7 protein-coding genes are annotated in these 15143 nt (G+C 66.9%); 6 read left to right on the top strand and 1 reads right to left on the bottom strand.

Annotation, left to right across the window (positions count from 1 at the left end; translation table 11 throughout):
- The first annotated feature begins 236 nt into the window (after positions 1–236).
- The gene (rpoB, locus tag ACZ4YL_RS18455) at positions 237–3719 is read left to right on the top strand and encodes a DNA-directed RNA polymerase subunit beta (protein WP_030008451.1); all 3483 of its coding nucleotides are present in this window, start codon (positions 237–239) and stop codon (positions 3717–3719) included.
- Between the two features lie 97 nt (positions 3720–3816).
- Positions 3817–7716, top strand: coding sequence for a DNA-directed RNA polymerase subunit beta' (locus tag ACZ4YL_RS18450; RefSeq protein ID WP_468117573.1), 3900 nt, complete (start codon positions 3817–3819; stop codon positions 7714–7716).
- A gap of 106 nt (positions 7717–7822) precedes the next feature.
- On the opposite strand, the gene ACZ4YL_RS18445 is transcribed toward ACZ4YL_RS18450, so the two are convergent.
- On the bottom strand, positions 7823–10294 hold the full coding sequence (locus ACZ4YL_RS18445) for a YfhO family protein (RefSeq protein ID WP_468117572.1): 2472 nt from the start codon (positions 10292–10294) through the stop codon (positions 7823–7825).
- A gap of 367 nt (positions 10295–10661) precedes the next feature.
- Between ACZ4YL_RS18445 and rpsL the strand changes: the two genes are divergently transcribed.
- The 4 genes from rpsL (at position 10662) to tuf (ending at position 15019) form a co-directional block, all read left to right on the top strand.
- Complete coding sequence (gene rpsL, locus ACZ4YL_RS18440) at positions 10662–11033, top strand: 30S ribosomal protein S12 (RefSeq protein ID WP_007265893.1); 372 nt, start codon at positions 10662–10664, stop codon at positions 11031–11033.
- A gap of 2 nt (positions 11034–11035) precedes the next feature.
- The gene (gene rpsG / locus ACZ4YL_RS18435) at positions 11036–11506 is read left to right on the top strand and encodes a 30S ribosomal protein S7 (RefSeq protein WP_007265894.1); all 471 of its coding nucleotides are present in this window, start codon (positions 11036–11038) and stop codon (positions 11504–11506) included.
- Between the two features lie 39 nt (positions 11507–11545).
- Positions 11546–13678, top strand: a complete 2133-nt coding sequence (fusA, locus tag ACZ4YL_RS18430) for an elongation factor G (protein WP_109778524.1) — start codon at positions 11546–11548, stop codon at positions 13676–13678.
- Between the two features lie 147 nt (positions 13679–13825).
- Entirely contained in the window at positions 13826–15019 is a 1194-nt protein-coding gene (gene tuf / locus ACZ4YL_RS18425) for an elongation factor Tu (RefSeq protein ID WP_382550228.1), read from the top strand.
- The last annotated feature ends 124 nt before the right edge of the window (positions 15020–15143 follow it).

Raw genomic sequence — 15143 nt, 5'->3', positions numbered from 1 at the left:
CTGTTGCCGGTTTCCGGAAACCTGGTCTGGACATCAGTGAGCCTAGTGGCTACACTGACCCTTTGCGCTGCCTGTTAGCTGTCCCCTGCCCGTCGCCAGGGACATGCCCACGCTTGAGCACACTTGATTGATCCACCCTGACCTGGCCTTTTCGGTTGGATTCGGGGGGCTTGTCTTCTGTGTCTGCTGGGACCGGTACGCGCGTAGTGAGTCCGAGCCCTCGGAAGGACCCCCTCTTGGCCGCCTCGCGCAACGCCTCGACCAATACGAACAACGGTGCCAGCACCGCCCCGCTGCGCATCTCCTTTGCAAAGATCAAGGAGCCCCTCGAGGTTCCGAACCTCCTGGCGCTGCAGACCGAGAGCTTTGACTGGCTTCTCGGCAATGCCGCCTGGAAGTCTCGCGTCGAGTCGGCGCTTGAGAGTGGACAGGACGTCCCCACCAAGTCCGGTCTGGAAGAGATCTTCGAGGAGATCTCGCCGATCGAGGACTTCTCCGGGTCGATGTCGCTGACCTTCCGCGACCACCGTTTCGAGCCGGCGAAGAACTCTGTCGACGAGTGCAAGGAGCGCGACTTCACGTACGCGGCTCCGCTGTTCGTCACTGCCGAGTTCACGAACAACGAGACCGGAGAGATCAAGTCTCAGACGGTCTTCATGGGCGATTTCCCGCTCATGACCAACAAGGGCACCTTCGTCATCAACGGCACCGAGCGTGTCGTCGTGTCGCAGCTTGTCCGCTCCCCTGGTGTCTACTTCGACTCCTCCATCGACAAGACGTCCGACAAGGACATCTTCTCCGCCAAGATCATCCCGTCCCGGGGTGCCTGGCTGGAGATGGAGATCGACAAGCGCGACATGGTCGGTGTCCGCATCGACCGCAAGCGCAAGCAGTCCGTCACCGTTCTCCTGAAGGCTCTCGGCTGGACCACCGAGCAGATCCTGGAGGAGTTCGGCGAGTACGAGTCCATGCGCGCCACCCTGGAGAAGGACCACACCCAGGGTCAGGACGACGCGCTGCTCGACATCTACCGCAAGCTGCGTCCGGGCGAACCGCCGACCCGTGAGGCTGCTCAGACGCTGCTCGAGAACCTCTACTTCAACCCGAAGCGCTACGACCTCGCCAAGGTCGGCCGCTACAAGGTGAACAAGAAGCTCGGCGCCGACGAGCCGCTCGACGCCGGTGTGCTCACCACCGACGACGTCATCGCGACGATCAAGTACCTGGTCAAGCTGCACGCCGGCGAGACCGAGACGACCGGCGAGTCCGGCCGTTCGATCGTGGTCGAGACCGATGACATCGACCACTTCGGCAACCGTCGTCTGCGTAACGTCGGCGAGCTCATCCAGAACCAGGTCCGCACGGGTCTGGCTCGTATGGAGCGCGTCGTCCGCGAGCGCATGACGACCCAGGACGTCGAGGCCATCACGCCGCAGACCCTGATCAACATCCGGCCAGTCGTCGCCTCCATCAAGGAGTTCTTCGGCACCAGCCAGCTGTCGCAGTTCATGGACCAGAACAACCCGCTCTCGGGCCTGACCCACAAGCGCCGCCTGTCGGCGCTGGGCCCCGGCGGTCTGTCCCGTGAGCGGGCCGGCTTCGAGGTCCGTGACGTTCACCCGTCGCACTACGGCCGCATGTGCCCGATCGAGACCCCTGAAGGCCCGAACATCGGTCTGATCGGCTCGCTCGCGTCCTACGGTCGCGTCAACGCGTTCGGTTTCGTCGAGACCCCGTACCGCAAGGTCATCGACGGTGTCGTCACCGACGAGGTCGACTACCTGACGGCCGACGAGGAAGACCGCTTCGTCATCGCCCAGGCCAACGCCGGCCTGTCCGAGGACATGCGCTTCACCGAGAACCGCGTGCTGGTGCGCCGTCGTGGCGGCGAGATCGACTACATCGCCGGCGACGACGTCGACTACATGGACGTCTCCCCGCGCCAGATGGTGTCCGTCGCGACCGCGATGATCCCCTTCCTGGAGCACGACGACGCCAACCGTGCCCTCATGGGCGCGAACATGATGCGCCAGGCCGTTCCGCTCATCAAGGCGGAGGCCCCGCTCGTCGGCACCGGCATGGAGTACCGCTGTGCGGTCGACGCCGGTGACTCGATCCGTGCGGAGAAGGACGGTGTCGTCCAGGAGGTCTCGGCCGACTACATCACCGTCGCCAACGACGACGGCACGTACACCACGTACCGCGTCGCCAAGTTCTCCCGCTCGAACCAGGGCACCTCGGTCAACCAGAAGGTCATCGTCAACGAGGGTGACCGGATCATCGAGTCCCAGGTCCTCGCCGACGGTCCCGCGACCGAAGAGGGCGAAATGGCCCTCGGCAAGAACCTGCTCGTCGCGTTCATGCCGTGGGAAGGTCACAACTACGAGGACGCGATCATCCTGTCGCAGCGCCTCGTGCAGGACGACGTCCTCTCCTCGATCCACATCGAGGAGCACGAGGTCGACGCCCGTGACACCAAGCTGGGCCCCGAGGAGATCACCCGGGACATCCCGAACGTCTCCGAAGAGGTCCTCGCCGACCTCGACGAGCGCGGCATCATCCGCATCGGTGCGGACGTCGTCGCCGGCGACATCCTGGTCGGCAAGGTCACGCCCAAGGGCGAGACCGAGCTGACCCCGGAGGAGCGCCTGCTCCGCGCGATCTTCGGTGAGAAGGCCCGCGAGGTGCGTGACACCTCGCTCAAGGTCCCTCACGGTGAGATCGGCAAGGTCATCGGTGTCCGCGTCTTCGACCGCGAGGAGGGCGACGAGCTTCCTCCGGGCGTGAACCAGCTGGTCCGCGTCTACGTCGCCCAGAAGCGCAAGATCACCGACGGTGACAAGCTCGCCGGCCGCCACGGCAACAAGGGTGTCATCTCCAAGATCCTTCCGATCGAGGACATGCCCTTCCTTGAGGACGGCACGCCGGTCGACATCATCCTGAACCCGCTGGGTGTCCCGTCCCGAATGAACCCGGGACAGGTCCTGGAGATCCACCTCGGCTGGCTCGCCAGCCGCGGCTGGGACGTCTCCGGGCTCGGCGAGGAGTGGGCCGAGCGTCTGAAGGTCATCGGGGCCGACCGTGTCGAGCCCGGTACCAACGTCGCCACCCCCGTGTTCGACGGTGCCCGCGAGGATGAGCTCGCCGGCCTCTTCGAGCACACCATCCCGAACCGCGACGGTGACCGCCTGGTCCTCCCGTCCGGTAAGGCGCGCCTGTTCGACGGCCGCTCCGGCGAGCCGTTCCCGGACCCGATCTCGATCGGGTACATGTACATCCTCAAGCTCCACCACCTGGTCGACGACAAGCTCCACGCTCGGTCGACCGGTCCGTACTCGATGATCACGCAGCAGCCGCTGGGTGGTAAGGCGCAGTTCGGTGGCCAGCGCTTCGGTGAGATGGAGGTGTGGGCGCTTGAGGCTTATGGCGCCGCTTACGCCCTCCAGGAGCTGCTGACCATCAAGTCCGACGACGTCACCGGCCGCGTGAAGGTCTACGAGGCCATCGTCAAGGGCGAGAACATCCCCGAGCCGGGCATTCCCGAGTCCTTCAAGGTGCTCATCAAGGAAATGCAGTCGCTCTGCCTCAACGTGGAGGTGCTGTCCTCGGACGGCATGTCCATCGAGATGCGCGACACCGACGAGGACGTCTTCCGCGCGGCGGAGGAGCTCGGTATCGACCTGTCCCGGCGCGAGCCGAGCAGCGTCGAAGAGGTCTGACGGGCCTGACGGGGGGCTCGCTCAAGAGCCCCCCGTCATCCCCGGGACCGTTCAGACCATGATTGAGACTCGACCCCGAAAGAGGGATTGACGCACAGTGCTCGACGTCAACTTCTTCGACGAGCTGCGGATCGGCCTTGCCACCGCGGACGACATCCGAACCTGGTCGCACGGCGAGGTCAAGAAGCCGGAGACCATCAACTACCGCACCCTCAAGCCCGAGAAGGACGGACTCTTCTGCGAGAAGATCTTCGGTCCTACCCGGGACTGGGAGTGCTACTGCGGCAAGTACAAGCGTGTCCGCTTCAAGGGCATCATCTGTGAGCGTTGTGGCGTCGAGGTCACGCGCGCCAAGGTGCGCCGTGAGCGGATGGGCCACATCGAGCTTGCCGCTCCCGTCACCCACATCTGGTACTTCAAGGGCGTCCCGTCGCGCCTCGGATACCTGCTGGACCTCGCGCCGAAGGACCTCGAAAAGGTCATCTACTTCGCCGCGTACATGATCACGTTCGTCGACGACGAGCGTCGCACCCGCGACCTCCCGTCGCTGGAGGCGCACGTCTCCGTCGAGCGTCAGCAGATCGAGAACCGCCGTGACGCGGACCTCGAAGGCCGGGCCAAGAAGCTTGAGACCGACCTGGGCGAGCTTGAGGCCGAGGGCGCGAAGGCCGACGTACGCCGCAAGGTGCGCGAAGGTGCCGAGCGTGAGATGAAGCAGCTCCGTGACCGCGCCCAGCGCGAGATCGACCGCCTCGACGAGGTGTGGGCCCGCTTCAAGAACCTCAAGGTCCAGGACCTGGAGGGCGACGAGCTCCTCTACCGCGAGCTGCGTGACCGCTTCGGCACGTACTTCGACGGCTGCATGGGCGCCGCCGCGCTGCAGAAGCGCCTGGAGTCCTTCGACCTCGAGGAGGAGGCCGAGCGCCTCCGCGAGATCATCCGTACCGGCAAGGGCCAGAAGAAGACCCGTGCGCTCAAGCGCCTCAAGGTCGTCTCCGCGTTCCTGCAGACCAGCAACAAGCCCAAGGGCATGGTTCTGGACTGCGTGCCGGTGATCCCGCCGGACCTGCGTCCGATGGTGCAGCTGGACGGTGGCCGCTTCGCGACCTCCGACCTGAACGACCTGTACCGCCGCGTGATCAACCGCAACAACCGTCTGAAGCGTCTCCTCGACCTCGGTGCCCCCGAGATCATCGTGAACAACGAGAAGCGCATGCTTCAGGAGGCCGTGGACGCCCTCTTCGACAACGGTCGTCGTGGTCGTCCGGTGACCGGTCCCGGTAACCGTCCCCTGAAGTCCCTCAGCGACATGCTGAAGGGCAAGCAGGGTCGATTCCGTCAGAACCTTCTCGGCAAGCGTGTGGACTACTCCGCGCGTTCCGTGATCGTCGTCGGTCCGCAGCTGAAGCTGCACCAGTGCGGTCTGCCCAAGGCCATGGCGCTGGAGCTCTTCAAGCCGTTCGTGATGAAGCGCCTGGTCGACCTGAACCACGCGCAGAACATCAAGAGCGCCAAGCGGATGGTCGAGCGCGGCCGCACGGTCGTCTACGACGTCCTCGAAGAGGTCATCGCCGAGCACCCGGTTCTCCTGAACCGTGCGCCCACGCTGCACCGCCTCGGCATCCAGGCCTTCGAGCCCCAGCTGGTCGAAGGCAAGGCCATCCAGATCCACCCGCTCGTCTGCACCGCGTTCAACGCGGACTTCGACGGTGACCAGATGGCCGTGCACCTGCCGCTCTCCGCGGAGGCGCAGGCCGAGGCCCGCATCCTGATGCTGTCCTCGAACAACATCCTCAAGCCGGCCGACGGCCGTCCGGTCACGATGCCGACCCAGGACATGGTCCTCGGTCTGTTCTTCCTGACCACCGACGGTGAGCTCCGTGACACCAAGGGCGAGGGCCGCGCGTTCGGCTCCACGGCCGAGGCGACCATGGCGTTCGACAACGGCGAGCTCGCGCTCCAGTCGGCCGTCGACATCCGCTTCCCGGTGGGCACCATCCCGCCGCGTGGCTGGGTGCACCCGGTCGCCGAGGAGGGCGAGCAGGAGTTCCAGGCGGGCGACAGCTTCCGTCTGAAGACGACCCTGGGTCGCGCGCTCTTCAACGAGCTGCTGCCCGAGGACTACCCGTTCGTCGACTACTCGGTGGGCAAGAAGCAGCTCTCCGAGATCGTCAACGACCTGGCGGAGCGCTACCCCAAGGTCATCGTGGCGGCGACGCTCGACAACCTGAAGGCGGCCGGCTTCCACTGGGCGACCCGTTCGGGCGTCACCGTGGCCATCTCCGACGTCGTCGTGCCCGAGGCCAAGAAGGCCATCGTCAAGGGCTACGAGGAACTGGACGAGAAGGTCCAGAAGCAGTACGAGCGCGGTCTGATCACCAAGGACGAGCGCACGCAGGAGCTCATCGCGATCTGGACCAAGGCGACCAACGAGGTTGCCGAGGCGATGAACGCGAACTTCCCCAAGACGAACCCCATCTTCATGATGGTTGACTCGGGTGCCCGAGGAAACATGATGCAGATGCGACAGATCGCCGGTATGCGTGGTCTGGTGTCGAACGCGAAGAACGAGACCATCCCGCGTCCGATCAAGGCGTCCTTCCGTGAGGGCCTCACCGTTCTGGAGTACTTCATCTCCACGCACGGTGCCCGTAAGGGTCTGGCGGACACCGCCCTGCGTACCGCCGACTCGGGTTACCTGACCCGTCGTCTGGTGGACGTCTCGCAGGACGTGATCATCCGCGAGGAGGACTGTGGCACCGAGCGCGGTCTGAAGCTGAAGATCGCCGTTCGCGGCGAGGACGGCGTGCTGCGCAAGGCCGACGACGTCGAGACCTCGATCTACGCCCGCATGCTGGCCGAGGACGTCGTCATCGACGGCAAGGTCATCGCGCCGGCCAACGTCGACCTCGGTGACGTGCTCATCGACGCCCTGGTCGCCAACGGCGTCGAGGAGGTCAAGACCCGCTCGGTCCTGACCTGTGAGTCCGCGGTCGGCACCTGTGCCTTCTGCTACGGACGCTCGCTCGCCACCGGCAAGCTGGTCGACATCGGTGAGGCGGTCGGCATCATCGCCGCCCAGTCCATCGGTGAGCCCGGTACCCAGCTGACGATGCGTACCTTCCACACCGGTGGTGTGGCCGGTGACGACATCACGCAGGGTCTGCCGCGTGTCGTCGAGCTCTTCGAGGCCCGTACCCCGAAGGGTGTCGCCCCGATCTCCGAGGCCGCCGGCCGCGTGCGGATCGAGGAGACCGAGAAGACGAAGAAGATCGTCATCACGCCCGACGACGGCAGCGACGAGACGGCGTTCCCGATCTCGAAGCGCGCCAAGGTCATCGTGCACGAGGGCGACCACGTCGAGGTGGGCCAGAAGCTCACCATGGGTGCCACCAACCCGCACGACGTGCTGCGCATCCTCGGTCAGCGTGCCGTCCAGGTCCACCTGGTCGGCGAAGTCCAGAAGGTCTACAACTCGCAGGGCGTGTCGATCCACGACAAGCACATCGAGATCATCATCCGGCAGATGCTGCGCCGCGTGACGATCATCGAGTCCGGCGACGCGGAGCTCCTGCCGGGCGAGCTGGTCGAGCGGTCGAAGTTCGAGACCGAGAACCGTCGTGTGGTCACCGAGGGCGGTCACCCCGCCTCCGGCCGTCCGCAGCTGATGGGTATCACCAAGGCCTCGCTCGCGACCGAGTCGTGGCTGTCGGCGGCGTCCTTCCAGGAGACGACCAGGGTTCTGACGGACGCGGCGATCAACGCCAAGTCCGACTCCCTGATCGGCCTCAAGGAGAACGTCATCATCGGTAAGCTCATCCCGGCCGGTACGGGCCTCGCCCGCTACCGCAACATCCGGGTGGAGCCCACCGAAGAGGCCAAGGCCGCGATGTACTCGGCCGTCGGTTACGACGACATCGACTACTCGCCCTTCGGCTCCGGCTCCGGCCAGGCTGTCCCGCTGGAGGACTACGACTACGGCCCGTACAACGGCTAAGAGCTCGTAAGAAGAAGCCCCCCGTCGCTCCGAGAGGAGCGGCGGGGGGCTTCTTCGTTGCCCGTGGGGGCCGCGGGGACACCGCGGGCCGCCCCCGGGTGGGCGGTCAGCGGCGCCGGCGGCGCAGGGTGGTGACCTGGACCGCCGTGAGGGCCAGCAGGGCCAGGGCGGCGCCTGCGAGGCCCGGGGCGAGGCCCTTCGGGGTGAAGGTGCAGGAGACCTCGGTCGTGCCCGGCGGGAGGTCCACGGCCAGCAGGCCGTGGAAGGGCTTCAGGGGGGCCGAGCACTGCCAGCCCGGGACGGCCGTCGTGGCGATGACGGCCGTGCCGCCGACGGGCGTGGGGAGGGTGGCCCCGATGGTGTGGCCGCCCGGGCGGACCGTGGTGGCGCCGGTGGCGGTGAGGTGCCGGACGGCCGCGTCGAGCGCCGCGCGGTCCAGGCAGCCGAGCGGGTACGCGCCCGCGTCCGCGTCCTTCGTACGGGTCTGCAGGGTGACGTCGACCTGGCCCGAGGCGGGGACGGTGCCCAGCGGGGTCACGCCGGTCATCCGGTCCTCCAGGAGCCGCTGGGGGCCACCGCCGGCGCGGACCGTGCCGTAGGGGGCGGGGGAGTACCAGTAGGCCTCGGAGCCGGGGGTGCACCGGGCGGCGTACGTCTGCTCGGTGGCGCTCCCGCCGCGGGTGACCGGCGGGACCTGGTAGACGGTGGCGCCCAGGACGTTCTCCTGGCGGGCGTAGACGGTGTCCGCCGGGTTGGGGGAGGTGTACGGCGCGGTGCGGACGGTGACCAGCGGGGGCGCGGGGAACTTCGAGGCCGTCCAGCTGTCCGCGGTGGTCCCCGGGCGGACCCGCGCGCCGATCGAGAAGATCGCGTCGAGTACCGGGTTGTCGGCGCCGAAGAAGGTCCGGCCGTCGTTCTTGAAGCCGTACCCCAGGGGCTCCAGGGCCTTGTAGGTGGCCTCGGGCAGGTAGCTGCTGTAGTACTGCGGACCCTCCGCCCGCAGCGCCAGGGCGTCGTTGTAGGCGCTCTGGGGCGCGCCCGAGTCGGTCCGGTAGGCGGGCCAGCCCGCCACGCCGCGGACGGCTTCGAAATGGTTGCCGATCGACCGGTTCGAGGTGACGACCGGCTTGGCCCAGCGCTCGCGGGCCCGGCGGGCGTCCGCATTGGCGGCGGCCACCGTGGACTCGGCGAACACGACGCCGATCATCAGGGCGGCGGCCACCGGGATCAGGTACCGGCGCTTCTCTCCGAGCCGCAGCAGGACCAGGGCCAGCAGGGAGACCGCACCGCCGCCGAGCACGGCCGGCCAGGTCCAGCCGCCGAAGTCGTCGGTGCGCCGCAGTGCGTAGGTGGCCGCCACCAGGAGGGCCGCCACCAGGGCCAGGTGCAGCGGGCGCGGCCGGTTGGCCAGCGCCAGCCAGGCCACGACCACGACCATCCCGCTGAAGACGAAGGCCTCGCGGTACGGGTTGCCGTTGGGCACGGCCAGCCCGTGCCACAGGTACTGCGTGGGCGGGAACTGGAAGGAGGCGACCACGAGCAGGGTCGCCGCCGCCCACACCAGGCGGGTCCGCCGGGCGACGGCGCTGTTGAGGACGAAGGCGCCGGCCAGGATCAGCCCGAGCGAGGCGACGTAGAGCCGCGGGCGGCCGCCCCACAGGTGCGTGGCCGGGAGCATGCCCGAGAGGAAGAGCTCGATCCGTACGGGGGCGAAGGAGGCCGCCCCGGTGGGCTGCGCGGCCCCGCTGGACAGGAACGACGGCAGGAGCAGCGGCAGGGTCAGCAGGATGCCGGTCCCGGTGGCCGTCGCGGCCCGCCACAGCGCGCGCAGCCGCTGCCGGCCCGTCATGTCGCGGGTGATCATGCGGATGGCCAGCAGGACGCAGGCGGCCATCGTGGCCATCATCGCGGTGTAGAAGTTCCCGAACCAGGCGAGCGCGACCAGCAGGGCCACGCCCGGCCAGCGGCGCTCCTCCAGACACCACTCGACGGCGATGCCGAGCATCGGGAGCGCGACCAGGCCCCAGAGCCACATGGGGATGTACGAGGCGTCGCTCAGCGCCCAGCCGCACAGGCCGTACACCGCTCCGAGCACGCCCCGCTGCCACCACGGGCCGGGGTGCAGCTTGCCGAGGTACACCGTCATCACGGCGGCGGCGGTGCCCATGGTGATCGGGGTGACCGCGAAGACGGCGAGGTCGACGTGGGCGCGGGGGACGAGGACGGCCAGCCAGGAGAAGGGGTTGCCGAGGTAGGTGTGGTAGTCGGCGAGGAACTGCTGTCCGAAGCCGCCGCGCCAGGTGAAGAGGACGTCGCCGGCGGCCTGCCCGTGGACCAGGTCCCACAGCGCCCGGTGGAACGGCACGTACTGGTTGGCCTGGTCGTTCAGGGCCCGGCCGGTGTTCCCGAAGGGGTAGGTGCCGCGCGCCACCCAGGCGGCGCAGAAGGCGCCCGAGGTGATCAGGAAGGCCAGCAGGGGGCTGCGGAGACGGGCGATCCGGCGGATGGCGGGTCTGCGGGAGGCGGGTCTGCGGGGGGTCGTGGGACGGGCGTCGACTGTGGTCGGCTCGGGTGCCACGGTCCCCAATGTCCTGCTCCCTGCTGATCGACTCGCCGGCGTCCCGCGCCCGGTCAAGCTGCCAGTTTAGGGCGCCGGGGCGGGCACAGGGCCGATCGGGCCGCTCCCCGCTTGCGCGCGGCGGGTTTTCGTGCTGGGCATTTGTTTTGACCTACCTCTGTGAGGTAGGTACGCTCTGACCTTGTGCCTGGGGTGTGCCCTGGCCCCCGCGTGTGCGTAAGACCCCGCGGAGAGCCGAGAAGAACACACCGCAATCTGCGCCCGACTCACTTCGGTGAAAGCGTGCAGTGTTCGACACACCCGACCGCGTGGGTCGGGGAAGTTCCAGGTTAGTTTCACTACACGGCACACAGAAACCGGAGAAGTAGTGCCTACGATCCAGCAGCTGGTCCGTAAGGGCCGGCAGGACAAGGTCGAGAAGACAAAGACCCCCGCGCTTGAGGCTTCGCCCCAGCGTCGCGGCGTCTGCACGCGTGTGTTCACGACCACCCCGAAGAAGCCGAACTCGGCGCTCCGTAAGGTCGCGCGTGTGCGTCTGACCTCCGGCATCGAGGTCACCGCTTACATTCCGGGTGAGGGACACAACCTGCAGGAGCACTCGATCGTGCTCGTGCGTGGTGGCCGTGTGAAGGACCTGCCGGGTGTTCGTTACAAGATCATCCGCGGTGCGCTTGACACCCAGGCTGTCAAGAACCGCAAGCAGGCCCGCAGCCGCTACGGCGCCAAGAAGGAGAAGTAAGAATGCCTCGTAAGGGCCCCGCCCCGAAGCGCCCGGTCATCATCGACCCGGTCTACGCATCTCCTCTGGTGACGTCGCTCATCAACAAGATCCTCCTGAACGGCAAGCGCTCCACCGCCGAGCGCATCGTTTACGGCGCCATGGAAGGCCTCCGCGAGAAGACCGGCAACGACCCGGTCATCACGCTGAAGCGCGCGCTGGAGAACGTCAAGCCGTCCCTCGAGGTCAAGTCCCGCCGTGTCGGTGGCGCGACCTACCAGGTCCCCGTCGAGGTCAAGCCGGGTCGCCAGTCGACCCTGGCCCTCCGCTGGCTCGTGGGTTACTCCCGCGCCCGCCGTGAGAAGACCATGACCGAGCGCCTCATGAACGAGCTGCTCGACGCCTCCAACGGTCTTGGCGCTGCCGTCAAGAAGCGCGAGGACACGCACAAGATGGCCGAGTCCAACAAGGCCTTCGCGCACTACCGCTGGTAGTCCCACCCCACATCGAGACCGAGAGAAGACCGAAGCCTTATGGCTACCACTTCGCTTGACCTGGCCAAGGTCCGCAACATCGGGATCATGGCCCACATCGACGCGGGCAAGACGACCACCACCGAGCGCATCCTGTTCTACACCGGTGTGTCGTACAAGATCGGTGAGGTCCACGACGGCGCCGCCACGATGGACTGGATGGAGCAGGAGCAGGAGCGTGGTATCACCATCACGTCTGCCGCGACGACCTGCCACTGGCCCCTCGAAGACGTTGACCACACCATCAACATCATCGACACCCCGGGTCACGTCGACTTCACCGTCGAGGTGGAGCGTTCGCTCCGCGTCCTCGACGGCGCCGTCACCGTCTTCGACGGTGTGGCCGGCGTCGAGCCGCAGTCCGAGACCGTTTGGCGTCAGGCGGACCGCTACGGCGTGCCGCGTATCTGCTTCGTCAACAAGCTCGACCGCACCGGCGCCGAGTTCCACCGCTGCGTCGACATGATCAAGGACCGCCTCGGTGCGATCCCGATCGTCATGCAGCTCCCCATCGGCGCCGAGATGGACTTCCAGGGCGTTGTCGACCTGGTCACCATGAAGGCGTTCGTCTGGTCCGCCGAGGCGACCAAGGGCGAGATGTACGACATCGTCGACATCCCGGCCACGCACACCGAGGCTGCTGAAGAGTGGCGCGGCAAGCTGGTCGAGACCGTCGCCGAGAACGACGACGAGATCATGGAGCTGTTCCTGGAGGGCAACGAGCCCTCCGTCGAGCAGCTGCACGCCGCCGTCCGTCGGATCATCCTGAACTCCGGCAAGGGCAAGGGCGAGCCCACGATCACCGCGGTGTTCTGTGGCACGGCGTTCAAGAACAAGGGTGTTCAGCCCCTGCTCGACGCCGTCGTCCGCTACCTGCCGTCGCCGCTGGACATCGAGGCCATCGAGGGCCACGACGTCCGCGACGCCGAGGTGGTCGTGAAGCGCAAGCCGTCCGACGAGGAGCCCCTCGCCGCGCTCGCGTTCAAGATCATGAGCGACCCGCACCTCGGTAAGCTCACCTTCGTCCGGGTTTACTCGGGCCGCCTGGAGGCCGGCACTGCGGTGCTGAACTCCGTCAAGGGCAAGAAGGAGCGCATCGGCAAGATCTACCGCATGCACGCCAACAAGCGTGAAGAGATCGCCGCGGTGGGCGCCGGTGACATCGTCGCCGTCATGGGCCTGAAGCAGACCACCACCGGTGAGACGCTGTGTGACGACAAGGCACCCGTGATCCTGGAGTCCATGGACTTCCCGGCTCCGGTCATCCAGGTCGCCATCGAGCCCAAGTCCAAGGGTGACCAGGAGAAGCTGGGTGTCGCCATCCAGCGTCTCGCGGAGGAGGACCCCTCCTTCCACGTTCACTCGGACGAGGAGACGGGCCAGACCATCCTCGGCGGTATGGGCGAGCTGCACCTTGAGGTGCTGGTCGACCGTATGAAGCGCGAGTTCAAGGTCGAGGCCAACGTCGGCAAGCCGCAGGTCGCGTACCGCGAGACGATCCGCAAGGCCGTCGAGCGTCACGACTACACGCACAAGAAGCAGACCGGTGGTACCGGTCAGTTCGCCAAGGTGCAGATCGCGATCGAGCCCATCACCGAGACCGACGGTCCGGCGTACGAGTTCGTGAACAAGGTCACCGGTGGACGCGTCCCGAAGGAGTACATCCCTTCGGTCGACGCCGGTGCGCAGGAAGCCATGCAGTTCGGCATCCTGGCCGGCTACGAGATGACTGGCGTTCGCGTCACGCTTCTCGACGGTGGCTACCACGAGGTCGACTCCTCGGAGCTCGCCTTCAAGATCGCCGGTTCGCAGGCCTTCAAGGAGGCCGCGCGCAAGGCTTCTCCCGTGCTCCTTGAGCCGATGATGGCCGTAGAGGTCACCACGCCCGAGGACTACATGGGTGACGTCATCGGTGACATCAACTCCCGCCGTGGCCAGATCCAGGCCATGGAGGAGCGTCACGGTGCTCGCGTCGTGAAGGGCCTCGTGCCCCTTTCGGAGATGTTCGGCTACGTCGGAGACCTCCGCAGCAAGACCTCGGGTCGCGCCAGCTACTCGATGCAGTTCGACTCCTACGCCGAGGTTCCCCGGAACGTCGCTGAGGAGATCATCGCGAAGGCCAAGGGCGAGTAACTCTTCCGAGTACACGCTTTAGGCTTGTCACCGGAGCCTCTGGGGCAACAGGAGTAACCCTCCGCTGCCCCGGGGGACCGGCTTTCCAGCAAAGATCACCTGGCGCCGATGAGTAAGGCGTACAGAACCACTCTCCAGGAGGACCCCGTGGCGAAGGCGAAGTTCGAGCGGACTAAGCCGCACGTCAACATCGGCACCATCGGTCACATTGACCACGGTAAGACGACCCTCACGGCCGCCATTACCAAGGTGCTGCACGACGCGTACCCGGACCTGAACGAGGCCTCGGCCTTCGACCAGATCGACAAGGCTCCTGAGGAGCGCCAGCGCGGTATCACCATCTCGATCGCGCACGTCGAGTACCAGACCGAGGCGCGTCACTACGCCCACGTCGACTGCCCGGGTCACGCCGACTACATCAAGAACATGATCACCGGTGCCGCGCAGATGGACGGCGCGATCCTCGTGGTCGCCGCCACCGACGGCCCGATGCCGCAGACCAAGGAGCACGTGCTCCTGGCCCGCCAGGTCGGCGTCCCCTCCATCGTTGTCGCCCTGAACAAGGCCGACATGGTGGACGACGAGGAGATCCTGGAGCTCGTCGAGCTCGAGGTCCGCGAGCTGCTCTCCGAGTACGACTTCCCGGGCGACGACCTGCCGGTCGTCCGCGTCTCCGCGCTGAAGGCGCTCGAGGGCGACAAGGAGTGGGGCGAGAAGCTTCTCGGCCTCATGTCCGCCGTCGACGACTTCATCCCGACCCCCCCGCGTGACACCGAGAAGCCGTTCCTCATGCCCGTCGAGGACGTCTTCACGATCACCGGTCGCGGTACCGTCGTCACCGGCCGTATCGAGCGTGGTGTCCTGAAGGTCAACGAGACCGTCGACATCATCGGTATCAAGGAGACCAAGACCACCACCACGGTCACCGGTATCGAGATGTTCCGCAAGCTGCTCGACGAGGGCCAGGCGGGCGAGAACGTCGGTCTGCTCCTCCGTGGCATCAAGCGCGAGGACGTCGAGCGCGGCCAGGTCATCATCAAGCCCGGTTCGGTCACGCCGCACACCGAGTTCGAGGCCCAGGCCTACATCCTGTCGAAGGACGAGGGTGGCCGTCACACCCCGTTCTTCAACAACTACCGCCCGCAGTTCTACTTCCGTACCACGGACGTCACGGGTGTCGTCACCCTGCCGGCCGGCACGGAGATGGTCATGCCGGGCGACAACACCGAGATGACGGTCGCGCTGATCCAGCCGGTCGCCATGGAGGAGGGCCTGAAGTTCGCCATCCGTGAGGGTGGTCGTACCGTGGGCGCCGGCCAGGTCATCAAGATCACGAAGTAATTTCGTGCTCTGACCTGGTAGCCCGTCCATCGGGCACCAAGTTGCACTGAAGGGCCCCGGGGGGGGGGGGGGGGGGGGGGGGGGGGGGGGGGGGGGGGGGGGGGGGGGGGTGGTGTGGGGGGGA

It is taken from the genome of Streptomyces sp. NPDC030021, from assembly GCF_055574035.1.
The sequence above is the reverse complement of the archived record's forward strand: the minus strand, read 5'-3'. Positions and strand labels throughout refer to the sequence as shown.

Coding starts and splice junctions, on each gene's coding strand:
- rpsG (WP_007265894.1), top strand. CDS start 11,036: ATGCCTCGTAAGGGCCCCGCCCCGAAGCGCCCGGTCATCATCGACCCG.
- fusA (WP_109778524.1), top strand. CDS start 11,546: ATGGCTACCACTTCGCTTGACCTGGCCAAGGTCCGCAACATCGGGATC.